General features: G+C 53.6%; 23 protein-coding genes and 4 pseudogenes. 5 read left to right on the forward strand and 22 right to left on the reverse strand.

Going from position 1 to position 18,441, the window contains the following annotated elements; genetic code table 11:
• Positions 1-174 precede the first annotated feature (174 nt).
• Genes B5G40_RS03935 through B5G40_RS03955 form a run of 5 tightly spaced genes read right to left on the reverse strand, consistent with a single transcriptional unit; the run spans position 175 to position 2,997 of the window.
• Positions 175-570 carry an SRPBCC family protein gene (locus tag B5G40_RS03935; RefSeq protein WP_087327491.1) on the reverse strand — a complete coding sequence of 132 codons (396 nt, stop codon included), beginning with the start codon at positions 568-570 and terminating at the stop codon, positions 175-177.
• Positions 571-574: 4 nt separating this feature from the next.
• Positions 575-1,132 (reverse strand): DUF3795 domain-containing protein, encoded by a 558-nt coding sequence (locus B5G40_RS03940; RefSeq protein ID WP_087398849.1) that lies wholly within the window; start codon positions 1,130-1,132, stop codon positions 575-577.
• Entirely contained in the window at positions 1,129-1,764 is a 636-nt protein-coding gene (locus B5G40_RS03945) for a GyrI-like domain-containing protein (RefSeq protein WP_087398850.1), read from the reverse strand. Before B5G40_RS03945 ends, B5G40_RS03940 begins: the two co-directional genes overlap by 4 nt.
• A 2-nt stretch (positions 1,765-1,766) precedes the next feature.
• Positions 1,767-2,087 (reverse strand): TfoX/Sxy family protein, encoded by a 321-nt coding sequence (locus B5G40_RS03950; RefSeq protein ID WP_087398851.1) that lies wholly within the window; start codon positions 2,085-2,087, stop codon positions 1,767-1,769.
• 1 nt (position 2,088) lies between these two features.
• Positions 2,089-2,997 (reverse strand): helix-turn-helix transcriptional regulator, encoded by a 909-nt coding sequence (locus B5G40_RS03955; RefSeq protein WP_087398852.1) that lies wholly within the window; start codon positions 2,995-2,997, stop codon positions 2,089-2,091.
• A gap of 144 nt (positions 2,998-3,141) precedes the next feature.
• Here B5G40_RS03955 and B5G40_RS03960 point away from each other — a divergent pair, with 144 nt between their 5' ends.
• A complete protein-coding gene (locus tag B5G40_RS03960; RefSeq protein WP_087398853.1) occupies positions 3,142-3,585 on the forward strand; it encodes a GNAT family N-acetyltransferase in 444 nt (147 codons plus the stop codon).
• A gap of 50 nt (positions 3,586-3,635) precedes the next feature.
• Here B5G40_RS03960 and B5G40_RS03965 read toward each other — a convergent pair whose 3' ends face one another.
• From B5G40_RS03965 to B5G40_RS03985, 5 genes are all read right to left on the reverse strand, one after another.
• Positions 3,636-4,112, reverse strand: coding sequence for a flavodoxin (locus tag B5G40_RS03965; RefSeq protein WP_087398854.1), 477 nt, complete (start codon positions 4,110-4,112; stop codon positions 3,636-3,638).
• A 142-nt stretch (positions 4,113-4,254) separates the two neighbouring features.
• On the reverse strand, positions 4,255-4,473 hold the full coding sequence (locus B5G40_RS03970; RefSeq protein ID WP_087327471.1) for an aspartate dehydrogenase: 219 nt from the start codon (positions 4,471-4,473) through the stop codon (positions 4,255-4,257).
• Positions 4,474-4,486: 13 nt separating this feature from the next.
• Positions 4,487-5,200, reverse strand: a complete 714-nt coding sequence (locus B5G40_RS03975) for an alpha/beta fold hydrolase (RefSeq protein WP_242959210.1) — start codon at positions 5,198-5,200, stop codon at positions 4,487-4,489.
• A gap of 171 nt (positions 5,201-5,371) precedes the next feature.
• Positions 5,372-5,905, reverse strand: a complete 534-nt coding sequence (locus tag B5G40_RS03980; protein ID WP_087327462.1) for a GDSL-type esterase/lipase family protein — start codon at positions 5,903-5,905, stop codon at positions 5,372-5,374.
• 708 nt (positions 5,906-6,613) lie between these two features.
• On the reverse strand, positions 6,614-7,648 hold the full coding sequence (locus tag B5G40_RS03985; RefSeq protein ID WP_087398856.1) for a hypothetical protein: 1,035 nt from the start codon (positions 7,646-7,648) through the stop codon (positions 6,614-6,616).
• Positions 7,649-7,836: 188 nt separating this feature from the next.
• Here B5G40_RS03985 and B5G40_RS03990 point away from each other — a divergent pair, with 188 nt between their 5' ends.
• Positions 7,837-8,547, forward strand: a complete 711-nt coding sequence (locus B5G40_RS03990; protein ID WP_087398857.1) for a tyrosine-type recombinase/integrase — start codon at positions 7,837-7,839, stop codon at positions 8,545-8,547.
• Positions 8,544-9,299 (forward strand): annotated as a pseudogene (locus tag B5G40_RS03995) (tyrosine-type recombinase/integrase); the annotation flags it as partial. The gene B5G40_RS03990 and the pseudogene B5G40_RS03995, both read left to right, overlap by 4 nt.
• A gap of 85 nt (positions 9,300-9,384) precedes the next feature.
• On the opposite strand, the pseudogene B5G40_RS04000 reads toward B5G40_RS03995, so the two are convergent.
• Positions 9,385-9,903 (reverse strand): annotated as a pseudogene (locus tag B5G40_RS04000) (relaxase/mobilization nuclease domain-containing protein); the annotation flags it as partial.
• A 32-nt stretch (positions 9,904-9,935) separates the two neighbouring features.
• The gene (locus tag B5G40_RS04005) at positions 9,936-10,373 is read right to left on the reverse strand and encodes a hypothetical protein (protein ID WP_087398858.1); all 438 of its coding nucleotides are present in this window, start codon (positions 10,371-10,373) and stop codon (positions 9,936-9,938) included.
• A 114-nt stretch (positions 10,374-10,487) separates the two neighbouring features.
• On the opposite strand from B5G40_RS04005, the gene B5G40_RS04010 reads away from it, so the two are divergent.
• Positions 10,488-10,733: a helix-turn-helix domain-containing protein gene (locus B5G40_RS04010; RefSeq protein WP_275533054.1), complete on the forward strand. Its 246-nt coding sequence runs from the start codon at positions 10,488-10,490 to the stop codon at positions 10,731-10,733.
• A 74-nt stretch (positions 10,734-10,807) separates the two neighbouring features.
• Here the strand turns inward: B5G40_RS04010 and B5G40_RS04015 are convergent, their stop codons facing one another.
• The 10 genes and pseudogenes from B5G40_RS04015 to B5G40_RS04065 form a co-directional block, all read right to left on the reverse strand.
• On the reverse strand, positions 10,808-11,107 hold the full coding sequence (locus B5G40_RS04015; protein WP_087398930.1) for a CD1845 family protein: 300 nt from the start codon (positions 11,105-11,107) through the stop codon (positions 10,808-10,810).
• Between the two features lie 156 nt (positions 11,108-11,263).
• Positions 11,264-11,608 carry a plasmid mobilization protein gene (gene mobC, locus B5G40_RS04025; RefSeq protein ID WP_087398859.1) on the reverse strand — a complete coding sequence of 115 codons (345 nt, stop codon included), beginning with the start codon at positions 11,606-11,608 and terminating at the stop codon, positions 11,264-11,266.
• Between the two features lie 218 nt (positions 11,609-11,826).
• Positions 11,827-13,269 (reverse strand): annotated as a pseudogene (locus B5G40_RS04030) (type IV secretory system conjugative DNA transfer family protein); the annotation flags it as partial.
• Positions 13,266-13,775, reverse strand: a complete 510-nt coding sequence (locus B5G40_RS04035) for a PcfB family protein (protein ID WP_087398860.1) — start codon at positions 13,773-13,775, stop codon at positions 13,266-13,268. The gene B5G40_RS04035 and the pseudogene B5G40_RS04030, both read right to left, overlap by 4 nt.
• A gap of 88 nt (positions 13,776-13,863) precedes the next feature.
• Entirely contained in the window at positions 13,864-14,604 is a 741-nt protein-coding gene (locus B5G40_RS04040; RefSeq protein WP_087398861.1) for a BRO family protein, read from the reverse strand.
• 34 nt (positions 14,605-14,638) lie between these two features.
• A complete protein-coding gene (locus B5G40_RS04045; protein ID WP_087398862.1) occupies positions 14,639-15,517 on the reverse strand; it encodes a DUF6017 domain-containing protein in 879 nt (292 codons plus the stop codon).
• 68 nt (positions 15,518-15,585) lie between these two features.
• Positions 15,586-15,777 carry a hypothetical protein gene (locus B5G40_RS04050; protein WP_087398863.1) on the reverse strand — a complete coding sequence of 64 codons (192 nt, stop codon included), beginning with the start codon at positions 15,775-15,777 and terminating at the stop codon, positions 15,586-15,588.
• Between the two features lie 27 nt (positions 15,778-15,804).
• Positions 15,805-16,077: a DUF5720 family protein gene (locus tag B5G40_RS04055; protein ID WP_087398864.1), complete on the reverse strand. Its 273-nt coding sequence runs from the start codon at positions 16,075-16,077 to the stop codon at positions 15,805-15,807.
• A gap of 12 nt (positions 16,078-16,089) precedes the next feature.
• Positions 16,090-17,016: a ParB/RepB/Spo0J family partition protein gene (locus tag B5G40_RS04060; RefSeq protein ID WP_087398865.1), complete on the reverse strand. Its 927-nt coding sequence runs from the start codon at positions 17,014-17,016 to the stop codon at positions 16,090-16,092.
• Positions 16,973-17,794, reverse strand: coding sequence for a ParA family protein (locus B5G40_RS04065; protein WP_087398866.1), 822 nt, complete (start codon positions 17,792-17,794; stop codon positions 16,973-16,975). The genes B5G40_RS04060 and B5G40_RS04065 overlap by 44 nt, the downstream gene beginning before the upstream one ends.
• Positions 17,795-18,095: 301 nt before the next feature.
• Here B5G40_RS04065 and B5G40_RS04070 point away from each other — a divergent pair.
• A pseudogene (locus B5G40_RS04070) lies at positions 18,096-18,341 on the forward strand (site-specific integrase); the annotation flags it as partial.
• Positions 18,342-18,441: the final 100 nt, after the last annotated feature.

Here is an 18,441-nt window from a genome sequence, read left to right on the forward strand (position 1 = left end):
TACCATCTGGCTGGCCGCCGTTTTAATTTTGAGATGCTCAGCGGCTTGATTTTGTATTGCATTTTTTCGCCTCCCTAAAAATCTGAAATTTCTACTTGACTTTTATTAGCAGGTCTTTCGCTCACATTGTAGAGAGAATGGCCCATTGCCGCAAGCAACGCAGATTAACATGGTCTATTTCAGCAATTCCTTCCGCAAATCGTCCAGATACCGCTTCTGCTGCCGCTTCAGATAGCCGGGAACAAAGGGGCCCATCCACCAGCGTTTGGCGCGAACTGTCTCGGTACAAGTCAACCAGGTTCCGCCCTCTGCCGCCTGGAAGGCCCCCTCCCAAGCGCCGGACATATTTCCGTTCTCCATGGTAAAAGCCCAAAAATGGAATGGCTCACAGGCCGTGACGGTAAATTCCGTCGCATAGCCACTTTGGGTGTGCTCCACAAAGTGGGTTTCGTCCAGGACTTCCACCCGGGCCAAATCACTGCGCCAGGCGGTATGGGTAAGATCGGTCACTGTGTTCCACACCTGCTCCACAGGGCATGGGAAATGAACCTTTAACCTGGAAGTCGCCATAGGATCACCCCTTCCTCGGTTTCTTGTTCAGTTTCAGACTGATGCTCCGGCGGTCAGCCGCCTCCTGAAGCAATTCCACAGCAACGCGGGCCCGTTCCTTGATCTCCTGCTGCCCCAGTTCCGGTCGGTTGTCCAGCGAAGTCATCACAGATTGCAAATCCTCCAAAGGCAGGCGATAGACGGCTGTATTGAAAAAAGTCTTGCGGCGGCCATCGTTGTAATGGGCCAGAAATTCACCCAGAATCGCCCGTTTTTTCTCCAGCTGAACAAGGTAAGCGTCCAGTCCCAGCGCCTGGATCTGAGCAATATCCTGCTGCCGGTTCCGGTGCGGGACAAAGGAATCCCCATCGTCGAAGCCCTCATAGTAGGGGCAGGGATACTCCGGGCACTCCCAACAGAACGGAACGCCGCCGTGCTCCAGGGAACAGCGGGCTTTCGCGCAGCTCTGGTTTCCGGCTCCTCCGCCGCATCCGGGGCAGTAGCCGCCCAGGTGCATGGAGCATAGAGCACAGTTGAGTCCGCACAGGGAGACACGGGTTTCTGTACGAGTAAAACCTTTCATGGTACCCTCCTGATTGGATGCCGGATGACGGTTTTCAACCGCTCTGGTTTGCACCGCCGCACATCGCTTAAATAGATCTCGTGGTGGAATCGCCCCTCCCCGAAATTCTCCTCATAACCCTGGGCCTTGGCATATTCCTCCATGGCAGCCACGGTGGCAGGCTCGTCGTCATAGGGGCCGATATGCATACACTGGACGCACAGGCCCTCCTCCCAGGAGAAAAACTCCACCGGGGAGAAGTCTTGCTGCTTCTTTTCTGTGGCCTCCCGGATGGCCCAGTCAAACACCTCTTTCGTTACAAACTCCGGCAGGCGGATGAGGGAGATCCATTGGAAGTCTTTCTTATGGCTATAATCCACCCCGTGGATGCCCTCCTGCCACCACAGACCCTCTAGGGGCGGCACCACATAGTCAAAGTAACCCTCCAGCTTGTGCTTGCCCAGCTTACTCATTTTGATGGCGAAGGCTACGGCGTAGAGCATCCCCAGGGCCTGCTTGTAGGCTCCATTCTCCTCGTTGGGATCACCATGGCCCCACACTGCCAGAAAGTTCATGGCGGGCACGGTAACGATGCCCGGCGTCCTGGGCGGCAGATAAAATTCCTTGTATTCTTTCTTATAATCAAAGGCCATGGTCATTTCCTCCGTTTTTTAGGCTGGGCCTGGAGTGCCAGGCAGGTAATACGGGTAAGAGCGGTCATGGTGTCCCGGTCGTCCACATCCTCCATCCAGATGTAGTCCCTGGCTCCCTCGTAGGGTGGAGCCTTGGGCAGGTCGGGAAAGGCCGCTTCCCCCTGAGGGGTGATCTTGACAAAAAGCTGGTCGTCGCAGATGACGGCGAAGAACACATCATCGCAATAGAGGCCGTATTCACCGAACATCTTCCGGCTGCGGATGGTACCGGCTTCCCGCAGCTGTTCGGCCACATAGTCCACAAAATCCTTATGAGAGGCCATGCTAATCCCTCCTGTAACGTTCGGCCAGTGTTTCGGTCAGTTTCCTCAACTGTTCCCGTAATTCTTCCGGTTCCAGTAGTTCCGCCTTGTCTCCGAAGGTCAAAATCCAGCTCAGGACGCTGTCCGCATCGGGGAAACCGCCGGTAAAGCGCAGTTTGCCGTCCGGCTCCACGGTAAAGCGGTCCGCCCCGTACTCCTCCACCAGCCGCCAGCGGCAGGTGGGATCAAAGAGAACGGTGACTTGATATTTTACCGGAAAGACCCTCTCCGGCTCCAAGTCAGGCAGCGGCGCAGAACGAGGGGCAAACGGCTCTCCGGTGGTGAACTCCGTCATGCGGTTGAGCTTAAAGAGGCGGAAATCCTTTCGCATCCGGCACCAGCCCCACACATACCAGGTGGACCAGTGAAACACCAGATAATAGGGCTCTACGGTGCGCACCGATTCTCCTTTGGGGGAGTAATAGATAAAGTGGATGGTGCAGTGCTGCTCGATGGCTCCCTGAATGAGCTCAATCTTGGGCGGCAGGCTGGTTTTGTACCAGGAGGAGAGGTCAATGAGCATATGGGCACCGCCGGGTACCAGTCCGCCCGTTCCCGCGGACAGCTTTTCCATCAGCTGGGCATAGCGCCGGGTGCCGCTGACACTGTCCAGGCTCCGCAGTCCTGCCAGGATTGCCTGCATCTCCGGATCGGTGAGCACAGTGCGGTCCACCCGGTAGCCCTCCATGATGGAGATGCCGCCGCCCGCGCCCTGGGCAGTGGAGATGGGAATTCCCGCCCGGCACAGAGACTCGATGTCCCGCTGAATGGTCCGGCGGGATACCTCAAACTGCTCCGCCAGCTCCGGAGCGGTGACCTTTTCCCGCTGGAGCAGGATGGACAGGATGCCGATGAGCCGCTCCATTTTCATACAGGACTCCCCTTCCCTCTTTTCCTGCATTATATCATAGGAACGCGACAACTGTCTGTCATGTTTCTCGGAGCATTGCAGCGGTACGCATAGTTGTGGTATCATAAGTCCAATCAAGACTGCCCGGCAGAGGTGGACCATCCCATGGAAATCAGAAAAGTGGAAACAGATCAAAAGAGATACCTGGATTTACTGTTGCTGGCGGACGAACAGGAGGACATGATTGACCGCTATCTGGAGCGTGGGACCATGTATGTGCTGGAAGACGGCGGTGTCAAGGCTGAATGCGTGGTGACCGACGAGGGTGATGGCGTTCTGGAGCTGAAAAACATTGCCGTAAAACCGGACTGTCAAGGCAGGGGGTATGGGAAGGCCATGGTGGACTTCCTCATCCGAACCTACACAGGACAGTATACGGTGCTGCAGGTGGGTACCGGGGACAGCCCCTCCACCGTTCCGTTTTATGAATCCTGCGGCTTTTACAGGCATCACCTGGTCAAGAACTTTTTCACCGCCCACTATGACCACCCGATCTATGAGTGCGGTGTTCAGTTGGTGGATATGGTGTACCTTCAAAGAGAGCTATAAAAAGTGGAGTGTCCATTGGGACACTCCACTTTTTCAACATTTGGGATGTATTACAGCTTCAGCCCGTCCACCCAGGTCTTCAGCTCCGCCTCATTCAGGCGGCCCTTGAGCATCCGGCCATCCAGAATCTTGGCGCCGGGGGCGCTGACCTGAAGCCCAGCCGCCGACTTGCCCAAACCACTGCCGCCAGAGGTGGCGAAGAGAACAATGGTTTTTCCGGTGAAGTCATAGGCCTCCAGGAAGGTGTTGAGAATGGTGGGAGCCACATACCACCACACGGGGAAGCCCAGGAAGATCACATCGTGTTCTGCCACCGGGGCGTTGGTGTCGGCCAGAGCAGGGCGCGAGCGGGTGTCCTTCATCTCCACGCTGGAGCGGGAACCTTTGTCCATCCAGTTCAGATCGGCGCTGGTGTAGGGCACAGCAGGTTTGATCTCATAGAGTTCCCCTCCCACGGCGTTTGCCAGAGCCTTTGCCGCTTTGGCGGTAGTGCCGGTAGCGGAAAAATAAGCAACCAATGCGTTCATACGAACAACCTCCTTACGCATCTTCTGCCCTCATTGTAAATCCGACACGCAGGAATGTAAAATGCTCATTTTCTATTTACCGCTATTCTGACAAGGCATTTCTGCTTTTCTGCCGGGAAGCTCCCTGTATTTTCGCTCAAAATCAATAGTGCGTAGAGATCTCATCCGTACCGATACCATAGAGGCGGCAAAATTCCTCCAGGTCGCCGGAGGTGCGGATCAGCATGATCTCGGTAAACTTCCCGGTGTGGATGTCCTGAAATCCTGCTACCTTTTCCCCAGTACAGATGCTGGAGCGGATCACCGGCTTCTGGTTTTCCTGGTCATAGGTGCGCTTCTCCTGCTTTTTCTTGAAAAACATCCGGTGCCCCTCCTCAATTCTGAGCATCAGCCGGCCACAGAAACGCTTTTATGGCAGCTACCGTCTGAGCCTGCTGCTCCTGAGCGGAAATAGTGGCCGGGGGATCGCCTTTCTGGTGTCCGTAGTTGCCGAACTGAGCGTGGTTGCCCCCTTCGATCTCCACAATGTTCTCCGTGTAGTCGATATGGTCCTCCACACTCTGGTTGAGGGAGCCGTAGATGGTGAGCGTCTTTTCGTCGGGATAATCGCCGTAGATATAAGCACCCATCAGAATAAGCCCTTCTACCTGGTCAGGATGGTCCGCGGCAAACTTGGATGCCATAGCGCCGCCCATAGAATGGCCAGCCATATACCAGTGCTGGACCTCAGGAAACCGGGCAATTACGGCTTCTGCCGCATTGGCATCAAATATTGCCATGTTAAAAGGCATATGTACCAAAATACAGGTGACCCCAGTCTCTCGGATTTGATCCAGCAAAGGCAGGTAAGCCTCTGCCTCCACTTTGGCGCCGGGATAGAAAATGATGGCGGTGTCCGTGGGATAAGTCGGGGATAAGATCGTCAGATTATCCTGTACCGTGATGCCGCTGTCCTGGGACATCACCTCCAGGGCAGTTTCGTCCGCTGGATAATAGTCGGACACATACCAGAAAAATAGCCCCGTCAGAATGGCCAGGATCAGAAGAACGATTCCTCCAGCGATGAGCCATTTTTTATGTCGTGGCATTCGCTTTGTTTGCATGGATGAATCACCTCATTGCTCATTCCGGGGCAGATGCGCCCGGATGGTGTAGCGACGTCGCCCAGTTGTGGACTGATCACCTGCTGGGGGCATTCGTTGATACAGCGCAGGCACTGGTACCGGGAGCAAAACGGCCCCAGATCGAGAAAATTCGTTTCATCTGAGTACCTCCAAAAGGTTCGCTGCAAAGGCTCTGTGGCCCTGCTCTGTAAAATGGACTCCATCATAAGCAAGGGAAATATTCCATTCCCCGGCATCGGCAAAGCGGATACCAAGCTGCTGGGCAAGTCTGCGGCAACACCCTGCAAAAGTGCGGGAATGGTCAATCAGCTGCTGACTGGGCACCCACTGCCCCGGAGCCATGGGCGGCGGTACGATCAACAAAATTTGATTCGGTTTCAGCGACAGTTGGGAGAGGACGTGCTTCAGTTTGCCGGCAGCCTGCTCAGGACTGCATCCTTGGAGCAGATCGTTGGTACCCAGCATGAAAATCAGCAGGCCGGTGTCTGCTGGAAGGTCAGGCGCTGACCTGGGAATCTCCCGACCATTCTCTCCCATGTTGCAGACTTCCCAACCGGTTTCCGCGGCCAGGATATCCACCCACCGGCTATCCACATCATACCGCCCGCCCAACCAAGAGCGTGGATCATAGCCATAGGTGTTAGAATCGCCAAAACAGACAATCTTCATCCAAGTTCTCCTCTTTGCATATTACTGAGCGCTTGTAAATGTACACGATAAATGATAGTACGTTATGTTTCCTCGGTCAAATTGATATTCAAGCTTCTCTAAGCAATATGGCATAGCCTCCGTTCCGGAGCCCTGTCAATCAGCTATTTTACCGCGGCAAAGCAGCCTTTGGTACCAGCCAGCCGAGAGAAGTACAAAACATTATGATTTTAATATAGTAAATCTAACATATGACAAAAGCAATAGGTGAAAAAATCCCACCTGCTGAAATCCATAGATCTCAGCAGGTGGGATTTCCATGATACAATGCGTCCCAATCTGAGCGCTAAACAAAGAAAAACCGTCTATAAGACGGTTTTTCTGAGAAAACTGGTCCGAGTGGGGCGACTCGAACGCCCGGTCTCTTGATCCCAAATGTGTGTCTGAACCTTCAGCCGGAACTCTATCGCCCTCTTTGGCCCTTTCCTCTGCTCCGGCAGTTCCTCTTTGACACTCTTTTGACCTGCTTGTTTCAAGAAAACCTTTCGTCTTTTGGGATTTGTGTGGGATTGGATTCTGTGTATTAAAAGATGTTCCGCCCGGTTTGAGGGGGAGATGACAGACCAATCACCTCAGAGGAGCGGCGCAGGAATTGCGCCGCATAAACAAAGAATAAAGCTCTTATAACATCTTTTGTTCACTATCTCAGTCGTATGAGACTTTCGAAAATTAATTGTTATTCACCAGAGCACCATTAGGAGGCGGAACATCATTTGCATCGATGCCATTGATTTTACAGAAGTGCTCGAAAAATCGCTGGGCAAATTCCTTTTCCTTTTGATTGCTCTTGACAGTAACGATGTCCCGTAAGATTTGCGCAGCCTGCTCGTCAGTTAAGTACCGATGAAGCCCAGACCCAAAGACTATTTTTTGTGGAGCGTTTCGGTTGATGTAATAGTTCCAAAAAAGTATTTTATGAGCTTCTGCTGGAACAAGTTCAATTTTCCATTCAGAATTTGTCGTTACATAACCTACATCTCGGTTATCACCTTCATAACTCTCATCAACGAGGAATACTGCAAAAACAAACCGTGATTCGTCTGAAGCGGCATTAGGTTCTCGTGTGGTCAAAACCGCGAGACTGTTTTTCTGTACTTTCAAGAGACGCATTGGTTTTCCTTTGTCGGTCCCAGTCTGGACAACCCCAGCGCTTGCCATCCAGTCTCGCAGCATATGACTCTCATAGCAGACAGAATCCAGGCCATGGCCGCCACTCATCATAGATTCCAATTCTTTTCTGGTAATTTCCCCATCTAAGTACCAACGACAAGGAGAGTCTTCGGAAGAACACCAAACATGGCGGGCTTTCTCAATATTGAATCTTAATATAGAATCAGAACAAACGCCTTGGAATCCTATATGATTCTGCTCTTTCCCTCCATCACAGTAATTGCATTTGAACGCTATATTAGAGCGTTCTACTTTTTTGGCATGCTTCTGTGACCGCATCTGCGGCTGTGTTGGTGTTGCAGATAGGTGATTGGCAGACAGAACAGAATTTGAGTGGGCAGATTTTTTGGATTGGATATCTTTATCAACCTGTTCCATAAGTTCCGGATCTGTACTCGTCAGGTATTTTTCAAATGCATCCGGGTAGACAAATTTCTTTTCGCTATCCCCAAAATTGACGGTGAGATACGCACTTGTGAGTTCAGTAATTGTTCCACATCCAAAAACCTTGTGGTTCACTTTTCGCCCGAGCATATCAGCACCTCCTTTTGTTAGACATTTTATCATCTGCTATCAAAAAAGGCAAATTGCAACAAATGATATCAGCAGTTCAGCATCGTTAGAATGTAGTTAAGGCTTCCACTCCAAAAGAATTCCGTTCTTTCCAGTGGCTATTTCTCTCTTTCTGTGATATTGTTCGTTTGCCAAAAGGAGGCGACGATATGCAGAATGAGAACAATTACACGGTAGGCCAGTGGTGCGACCGCTGGTTCTGCGAGAACCAGGGCAGATGGAGCGGCAGCACCGTGGGCGGATACCGCAACCTGATCTACCGCCACATCCTCCCCGGAATCGGGGATATCCGGCTGGCGGAGCTATCAGAAGGCACCGTCACCAGTTTCTATGATAGCCTGCGGAGCCAGGGACTGAGCACCAGAAGCGTCTGGTGCGTCCATCTGCTCCTGCGGCGCTGCATGGACGAAGTGGCCCGCGACCAGCGTATCCCCTACAATCCGGTGCGGCTTTGTCAGGAGCCACAAGCAGAAGCGTATAAAACTGCTCCCTTGCGCCTGGGGCAGCTCCAGCGGTACCTGAACGCGGCGGAACAACTGGGCGCACTCCCTCTCATCTACACAGGACTATCCAGCGGTCTGCGACAATGTGAACTCATCACCTTGTCGTGGGCCGATTTTCATGTCCGCTGCCGGTACATACTCAAGGGACAGCGCCTGCTGACCCTCAACAGCAGGGCGGAGCATCTTCTGGAACAGATACCGGAAACCGGCTACCATGTGTTTCTCAACCCCAAGACCGGAGCACCGTACCAGCTCCACGAGTTTTACTATCTGCACAAGCGGATTCTAAAACAAGCAAGGCTTCCGTGGGTGGCCTTCCGGAACCTGCAGCGCCAGTGCATGGAGGTGGGGATATGACGCTGAAAGACTATATTCTCCGCTGGCAGGAGGTCTACGACAAGAACCAGAGCCGTCCGACCACATACGCAGCTCATGGCTACCTCTTCAAGAACCACATTCTCCCCGGACTTGGGGAGATCCTGCTCTCTGAATTGACCGTGGAGCAGGTGGGAGATTTCCTGGAGGAGCGAAGGCGCTTTGGCGGTCACCGCCCGAAAAGCCCCGAATACCCAGGGCTGGGGGAGCATACCATGCGGCACATCCACCGGCTGCTCCAGCAATGTCTGGATCAGGCGATCCGAGATGGGCTGATGGCGGATAACCCCGCCCGAGCATTTCACTACTCCAAGCCCAAGAAGATCAGCGCCAATGTACTGACGGCATCAGAAGTGGAGGATTATCTGGACGCGGCGGAACGGCTGGGCCACCTCCCCATGTTCCTGCTGGCGCTGACAGCGGGACTTCGGCAGGGAGAACTGATCGCGCTGAAGTGGAATGACCTGGACGTGGCGGAACGGACGCTGACCATCTCGGAGAACCGCTCGGTGGAACGGCGGGAACTGGTGGAGTACGAAGGTGGCACCAGAATCGTCAGCCTGACCCCGGAAGCGGTTGAACTCCTGCGCCTGGAACACGCCAAACACCCAGGAAGTCCGCTCATGTTCATGCGCCCGGCGACGCAGAAGCCCTACTCCCCCCAGATGGTGCGCCGGATGCATAATGAGATCATCAGAGAGGCGGGGCTGGATCACATTCGGTTCGCTGATCTCCGGCACACCTGCGCCGTCCTATCGCTGCAAAATGGAATGGACACGAAAGAGGTTTCTCAGAAGCTGATGTCCGGTGAGATTGACATTTGCCGTGGGGCTTTGGGTTCTCGACAATGGACAGTCCGTTCTCAATGCAGATGGTGTCGCTCAATCGACGAACGGCTTTTGTGCTGCCCCAAAAGTTGCGGAATTTCCGGTCACAGTCCAGGTTGACCGAACTCCAAATGATATGATTATGGACATGGGCCTTGTCAATGTGGGTACAGACGATAAAGGCGTGTTTGCCCTTGGTGAACCGCTTGGCAAATTCCACGCCCAGCCGGTTGGCTTCCTCCGGGGTGATCTCCCCAGGACAGAAGGACTGGCGAACATGGTAGGCGATTACATCGTCCACGCCACGGACCCGTCCGGTGGCGGCAATATACTGGCGCTTAGCCAGCATGAACTCGGCGTCGGCTACACGGCTATCGCACTCATAACCGGTGATAAGCCTGCCGTGGTCAGTCTTTTGCGGGTTGGCCACATAGTCGATAATCTTGCTGATGGCTCGGCTCTCGGTCCGGCCCTTGCCGATGTGCAGCGGCATGATGCGTGTGGTTGCCATGAAGTTTCCCTCCCTTCAAAAAATGGGCAGCCTCAGCTGCCCATTTCGTCACGGTATGAAATAATCTGTTTCTTTTTCTGTCTGGCGCACCGCAGCGTTGTGGCAGCTCCGCCCCAATCATGGAGGACATACGCTACTACCACATCGGCGGATTCTACCATCCAGCGGTTCCTATGAGAAATCGCAAAACGGCGCGGGACAGTTTCCAACGGCGGATACACGGTGCTGTCGTAACCGGAAGTGTCTCTCCCGGTGTTTAGATAAGCTAAGACAAGGATCAGCTCAATCTGCGGATGCTGCTTTTTCTGCATTCTTAGAACAGATGCTGCCAAGCTGTCAAAAGCTCCATAGCCGCCTAGGTAAAAGGTAGTCGCCCCTTGTTCAATCAGTTTTTGCGTAACATCGTATAACCATTTCTCTATTTTCTCGCTCTGCGAGATCTGTGCATGACCACAAAAGGTTACAGTCATAGATAACACCCCCTGACCCATCATAGCGCAAATAGTGGCATTAGTACAGGTACAGGGACTAATTTTCACACGCCTGCCCATATAATAACTTTAGTACAGGGACAGGGACGGTGAGTGCGATTGAAGCTAAATCAGGCGGTCAGCAGACGCCTTTCAGAATTGCTGGAGGAGCGGAAGATGACGCAGTATCAGCTGTATATGAAAAGCGGCGTTCCCAAGTCCACCATTGGCAATATCATCAACTGTTCTTACGATTCTGTAAAGCTGCGAATCATCCATGAGATGTGCCAGGGGCTGGGAATTGGAATAGACACCTTTTTTGCTTCGCCACTTTTCAAGGAAGATAATCTGGAACCATAAGACCTCCGACGAGCTTCGCCGGAGGTCTTATCATAAGCTGAACACCCTCTCCGCCAATGGGAGAGGGTGTCTTTTTAGCCGTAAACCAAATCCTGAATTGCATATTTCAAATCCTGGACTTTGCCCAGCAGCCAAAAGGCCAGCTTCGGCAGCCCAAAGGGGCTTATGAGAAACGCAATCACCAGCAAAATAAGGCCGTTCTGCGGGGAGTATGTCACCAAGACAGCCACGCCCAGTAGGGCGATTACCGTACTGAGCAGCCCCAGCACCAAGCCGGATACATAGACCAGCCCCACGCAAATCCAGATGGCCAGCGTAAGAAGAAGCACCACCGGCGCAGTCACGATTTTCAAAATCAGCTTTAACAACCCCAATATCGTTCCCACGGAATTGTCACCTCCAGCTTTATTCTAATTCTATTATGAAATATTTTCTGTCAAACAGCAAGGATGCGGGCAAAAGAAAAAGCGGAGGAAGGCGCGGCGAAAAGAACGCCGTTCCTCCCTCCGCAGATGGGGTGTTTATCCCTGTTACGAAAGTTTAGAGAGCTGGGTCAGGATTTCTCTCACGCCCTCCCATAGCTGTTCCTGCCGCTGGGCTATATCTTCCAGGTCAGCGTCGTAAACACGCCCGGTCTCATGCACTCGGCGAGTGAGCTGGTTCAGGTTGTTGCTGCTCCGGCGCAGCAGGGATACCAGTTCCTTCAGCTCCGGCAGGTCCAGCTGCACCACATAACCGTCTAGGGCCATCTTCCGCAGATAGGCTTCCCGGTTCTTCGTCCCAACTTGGGACATTTTCTGCTCAATCAGCGCCAGCTCCTCCGAGGTGACACGGAAATTCACCTGAATATTTCGTTCACGCTTTGGACTGTTCATCGCTGCTGCTCTTGCTTTTTCGGGGCGGCGGCCTTTCGGATCGGCGGTTCTTTCTTGAGCTTTTCTCGTACCGAAGTCCGAGGCAGCCCTGCCTTTTCATCCTTGGTGCAGCTACGCTGCTGTTCTTCCCTCACCAGATCAATGAATCCGTTCAGAACAGCAGGGTGGCTGTTTACTGCATAGCCGCCCCGGACAGAATCTGAGTTGTAGTTAGGGATATCCATGTTGCCGATGATGGTATCGGCGTTGTCCTTGTAGATGGCTTTCAGCTGGGACTGCGCCTGCAATACCAGACAGGCGGAAATCTCACGGCTTCGGATGGTGGCGACCAGTTTTTCCAATTTGGGAATCTGGCCGATGTTGGCGCACTCGTCAATGAGGCACCGCACATGGACCGGCAGCCGCCCACCGTACACATCGTCGGCTTTTTCACACAAAAGATTGAAAAGCTGAGTGTAGCACATGGAGATCAGGAAGTTAAAGCTATCGTCCGTGTCGCTCATAATGAGGAACAGGGCGGTTTTCCGGTCTCCCAGGGTGTCCAGCTCCAGCTCGTCGTAGGAAGTGACCTCCCGCAGCTCCGCAATATCGAACACGGCAAGGCGCGCACCGCAGGAAATCAGGATGGATTTTGCGGTTTTGCCAGCTGCCAGCTTGTACTTTTTGTACTGGCGGACTGCGAAATGGTTGGGCTTCTCCGCCTCCAGCGCGTCAAACATCAGGTCTACGGGGTTCTTGAACTCCTCGTCATCCTCCCGGACCTCCATCGCGTTGATGAACTCGATGAGGGTGGAGAAATTCTGTTCCTCCACCGGGGCCTCGTAGTGGATATACCCGATGAGGGCGCAGTACAGCAGCGTTTCTGCCTTGACCCAGAAATCGTCCCCGGCCTTGCCCTCGCCCTTGGTGTTGGCAATCAGCGTCGTAACCAGTTTCAAGATGTCCTTTTCGGAGTGGATGTAGGCAAAGGGGTTATAGTGCATGGACTTCTTGAAGTTTATGGTATTGAGGACCTTAATCCGGTACGGCTCATAGATGACCTTGCCGTGCTTATCCTTCATGGGCTTGCCGTCCTTGCCCAGTTTGGGTGTGCCGCGCTGGAGCATTTTACCGCACTCCACCAGGATGGTGCCCTTGGGGTCTGTTACCACATAGGACGAGTGCATCTGCATCAGGTTCGGTTTCAGCCAGAACCGGGTTTTTCCGGAACCGGAGCCGCCAATTACCAGTACATTTTTGTTTCGCGCCGTCTTGGGGTCCTTGGGGCGACTGTTCATGGTCAGGCTCTCGGTTTTGGTCAGAATCACATTGTTCTGGAACACCGGGTCAATGTAGGGTGCAATATCCTCATGGGTTCCCCAGCGGGCGGAGCCGTACTCCATGCCATGCCGGTACTTCTTGGCGTTCTTGCTTTTGAGATAGACAGCAAGCCGCAGGCCACCGCCGCAGCACAAGCCCACCACCAGGTCGAGCGGGTGCAGGCTGGGCCACCAGCTGGCCAGCGCCACCGGCAGCGTGGAGAAGAACGAGAGCATTTTTGCCGAAGCATCTGCACCCACGGCCATCCGCCATGCTTCTCCAAAGTTGGTGGCGAACAGCCCCATCAGGATGTAGGGCATATTCAGCAAAAGGAGCTTTTTGATGTCAAGCTGCTTGTTCATCGTTCCAGCTCCTTTCGCTTGATGCGATCCACCACGGCATTTTTGACCAGTTCTTTGAACTGATTGAGCTTTTCCAGCACAGACGGGCGCTCGGTGTTCTGCGCTTTCTGCGCCTTCTTAATCATTTTGTTGGTGTACTCAGTAAAGGCTGAGGTCAGGGCATCCGCATCCCGCCCCTTGAAAAAGATCAGGTACTTGGGCGGGGAGCTGCTGCGGTCTTTCTTCACTGCATAGTCCACACCATACTTCCGGGCAATCTTCTCAAACTCCTTGATGGAGGGGTCGGTGATCTCGATGTTGGACACGCCCTGGTTCTGACCAATCAGCTGTTTCACCGTTTGCTTGCCGTGGGGAATCACGGGAGCATCCCGGCTTTTCTGCTTTTGCAGCTTCTTTTCCTTGCGGTGAGCAAGGTACTTGGTAATAGCAGCTTTCAGCAGCCGTCCGGTGAACTTGGAACCGCTGACTACCAGCGTCAAAGTCCTGTTTTCCACTTCTTCCTGCATTGTTATCGCCTCCTTTTGTGGGATTTAGCAGGGGGTGGTGCTTGATACTAAGGCGGGACCACCAGCCGCCTCAAAAGATAACGGGTCATCATATCATCAGCAGGATGCTGTCACGCAGCTGAGCAAAATACAGCTTGCCCTGGGGCGTTACCAGCGTGTAGGAGCCGATGTGTCCGTGGTTGCAGTAGTCTTTGACACAGAACAGGCCGTCGTTGGAGGGCTTTGCATAGGGAAGTACATTCCCGGATGCCGTGCGATAGACAAACCGCTGTTCCAGCAGGAACCGGACAAATCGGCGCTCCGGCACAAGCAGCTCTTTGGCAGTGGTGCGGAGATTGGTGCTATGCTTCATGTCGATGAACAGGTCAAAAAAGGCGGCCTTGCCTTCCAACAGAGCGTTTTCCTCCCGCAGCACCGCATTTTCTTCACGCTCAGCCAACAGTTCGGAGCAGAGCTTCAGCAGCGCCTCCGGGGAAGTGGCCACTTCCCACAGCTTTTCCCTGGTCATGTAAGCTCCGTGCTTGCGGATGGTGGGCAGCACCTCAGACGTGACCCACCGGCGAAACTGCTTTGCTTTGGGGAGCTTACTGGACAGCACCAGGGAATAGAGGCCGCTCTCGTTGATGAGCGTGATGGCGGTTCCGTTGACGGTGAACGAATCGTTCACCGTCCGATCTTCTGCATCCACATGGTCCCGAATCGCTTTCTGCGGATTGGTGTACCCCAGCGCCAGGGATACGTCCTTGCCCACCAGCCAGGGTTCGCCATCAATCTCTACGGCGCGGATGGCTCCAAACTCCGGGTTCTTAAAAATTTCCATCTGGTTCATGTTGTTCCTCCTTTGGCATGAGAAAAGGCGGCTCTTACCAGCCGCCTGCGTTCATATCGTGATTCACTTGTGCGGTGTAATAATTGCTGATGGTGGTGGGCGCATTGAACAAGACGGTCAGCAGGTATTGCTTCATGTTGCGGACCTCGGTGGTGTTTTTCTGCATACAGTCCATAACAAACCGGATATGCTCACTGGTCAGCTTCAAAAACCGGGAGCGCACGATCTCGTGTGGAAAGTCGCTGCCAGCAATCCGGGTGGTTTTCCGTTTGGCGCAGACGGTCTCCACCATCAGCTCCACAATCTCGTCCAGGTCCTCCCGATAGGTGTCAAACTCTCGGCACAGATAGTCATACTCGATGTTCTCCAGAATCAAATCCCGATAATTTTCTATCTCTGAGACAGGCATCGCATCCCTTCCTTTCCGTTCCGGCGGTCTTGCCGCCGCTGTTTCCCGGAAGGGAATGGAATCGGTACTTGATCTATGAGTAATTGATTTTTGAGTATTTGATTTCTCTATATTTAATTCTGCGGGCTTTTCCGTATCCGGTTTCACCATATCTGGGTTTTCCGTATCTGGTGAAGCCGTATCCGGCTGGGGCGTATCCGGGTTCTTCGGCTGTGGCTGCTCGTAGATGACATACTCGGTGTCGCTGATCCGGCCCTGCCGGTCCCGCAGCTGATGGCGGACAATGTACCCGGCAGTTTCCAGCTCGCGCAGCGCACCGCCGATGGCGTCTACGCCCTCCTTGCAGATTTTCGCAAGTCCTCTGGTGGTATAGTTCCAATCCTCCGGCAAGGACAGCATCATGGAAAGCAGTCCCTTGGCCTTGAGGGACAATTTTTCGTTTCGCAGGTGATGGTTGCTCATCACGGTATAATCTCTGGTTCGCTCAATGCGAAATACGGCCATTGACCTCACTCCTTTCTTGTTTCAGGGCATGAAAAAAGCCACAATCTTTCGTAAAAAGACTGTGGCTTTCAGCTGTTTTTGTTGTTCTGCCAGGGCCGGTAGGGACGCTTATGCTTCGGCGACTGACTGAACGGCGAATCATGCTCCGAAAACGGGAGGGTCTGCAAAACCTGGTCAATGTCGGTAGATTCCATATCATGCTGGGACTGACAGTTTTCCCGGATGGCATCTTTGATGCTCTGGACAGTACACATATTCATTCCTTTCCTTTCGTAGTGATGATGGGGTTACGGGTGGCGGCGCTTGTCCGGCTTGAAGTCGAGGACATGGCCCTCAATGATACGGGCATACCGCTTGATTTTGATTTCCCGGCGCTTCTGGCTGTGAAGAGCGGCCTGATACCCGTCCTCCGTGAGAAACAGCCGCATTTCATCGCCGGGGCTGCCGTAGGAACAGGGACGCTGAACAGAAAACTCGATCATCCAGCGGGTGTTGTCCTGAAAACGCTCCACGGCGAGAATGTTGTGTCCTTTCAGCTCACGGGCTGAAATATCCCTCATAGGCGGCTCCTTTCATCGTTCCTGGTCTCTCTGGCGCTTCTTCTGCCACGCCTCCAACAGTTTGATAATGGTTTCCTGCATCCGCTGGGGCGTGTAGCTCTTGGGAAAATACTTCCGCAGGGTGTCGGATGTGAAAGTTACCCGGTCCAGATCGCTTTTCTTTTCTTCGCCCATGATGACGCGCATCATATCGAGGGTCAGATGCCCTTCCTGGCTGTATTTTTTGAGCCGCTGTGCCTGGGAGAGAGAAGGGGTAGACTGTTCGCTGTCCATCGCGTCCAGCAAGTCCCGCTGTTCCTCTTTTTTGAGAAAGGACAGCTCATAAGCCGGGTTGAAAGCGATTTTTCGTTCATCGACCATATCCAGCAGTTCAGGGATCAGCTCTGTCAGACGGATATAGCGTTGCACCTGGTTCCTACTCGAACCGGCCTGCTGCGCCAACAATTCATCTGCCCGCAACTTCGTCCCAACTTGGGACGAAGTTAAATCGCCACGCGCACCTTGATGCTTCATTGCTTCCAGCTTCATTTTGTAGGCAAAGGCTCGCTCGCTGGGGAGCAGACTTTCCCGCTGTAAGTTGCTGTCCACCATGATGATGGTGGCGGCATCATCGTCCAGGTCTCGGACAATGACAGGCATGGTTTCTTTCTCAGCCAGTTCACTGGCCCTGTGCCGCCTGTGTCCGGCTACCAGCTCATATCCGCCCTCCGGGTCCGGCCGGGCAATCGCCGGAACCAGAATACCGTACTGCCGCACACTGTCGGCGGTCTCCAGCATAGCCTCGTCATCCTTGACTTTGAAGGGATGGTTCTTGAAAGGATGCAGCTCAGACAGCGGGATCTCCCGTACTTTTTCCAGCTTGGCATCCTGGCGGCTTTCCTCGGTGGAAAACAAGTCATCGTATAGAGCCAGCTCTACTTTTTTCGCGCTGCTTTTCAAGTTTTATCACCTCCTTGGTCAGATTTTTATACCCCTCGGCAACCTTGCCATTGGGGTCATGGGCAAAAATGCTTTTGCCCTCGGCGCTAATTTCCTTTGCCCGGACGGAATGGGGAATCTCGGTGCCGAACACCTTGATTTTGCTGCCGTAGGTCTCCCGCAGCAGGGCGGCGATCTCCTTGGCGAAGTTGGTGCGGTTGTCCACCATCGTCAGCAATATGCCGTCAATCTGGAGCTTGGCATTGATCTGCCGCTTCACCTTATTGACCGTCTGGAGCAGCTGTTCCAGGCCCTTGGCGGGCAGATACTCTGCCTGGACGGGGATTATGACCCTGTTGGCGGCGGCCAGGGCATTGACCGTGAGCATACCCAGGGAGGGCTGGCAGTCAATTAGAATATGGGAATACTGCCCCTTGAGCGTGTCCAGATACTGCCTCAGAATGGTCTCTCGGCTCATGGCGTTCACCAGGGAGACCTCCATGCCGGAGAGCTGGATGTCGGCAGGCATCAGGTCAACGCCTTCCGGGTGGTGCAGGATACCCTCGCCGGGGCGCAGCGGCTCGTCCATCAGGATACGGCCCATTGCGTCGGACAGGGTAAAGGGCAGCTTGTCCGGCTGGGGGTGGCCTAGGCTGATGGTCAGGCTGCCTTGCGGGTCCCCATCGATCAGCAGCACTTTCTTTCCGGCCTGCGCCAGCCCAATCCCCAGGTTCGCGCAGGTGGTTGTCTTGCCAACGCCGCCTTTCTGGTTGGCGATGGCGATGATTTGCGTGTTCATAACAATCACCTCGTTTCTGATTGGTGTTGTCATGTGCCTGCACAGCAGTCCTGGAAATGACAAAAGCCGCCACTTGAAACAAGTGACGGCTTCGCATAAATCCAATATTCTACTGTGTTTGAAATCAAAAGGCTTTGAGTTCCTTTCTGCTATTCATTTGTCGTTAATGAAACACCTCCTATAATTCGACTTATTTCAGTATGATTTTTCGGTTTGGAAAAGGATGAAAAACCAGACTGAAAACCTCAAAACCCTTGATCCTACGGGGCTTTTCCGGTTTGTCGTAATTATACCGTAAGGGCATACTTTCGCCACCATGGCACTCTCCAGCGGCGTGGATGTGAAGACATTGTCCAGCATGCTGGGCCACTACAGCGCTGGGTTCACCCTGGACACCTATACGCACATCACCAACGATATGCAGAGAGGTGCGGCGGAGAAGATTGGCGGCTTCATGGAAACGGCCACGGCCAAACCGGAACCGGAGCCTCCCGACCCGCCGGAGGAGAGCCGGTGTAAGGTGATACCGTTCGAGAGAGTAGGGTGAAAGAATTGAAGCCCAAGGGACAGCACCGAGTCCCTTGGGCATCTGTTTTGTTGCGCAGAAAAGCAATGTTTCACAGAGTGAGGCGTTTGCATTACTAATG

It is taken from the genome of Flavonifractor sp. An9 (assembly GCF_002161245.1).
Lineage (GTDB): Bacteria > Bacillota > Clostridia > Oscillospirales > Oscillospiraceae > Flavonifractor > Flavonifractor avicola.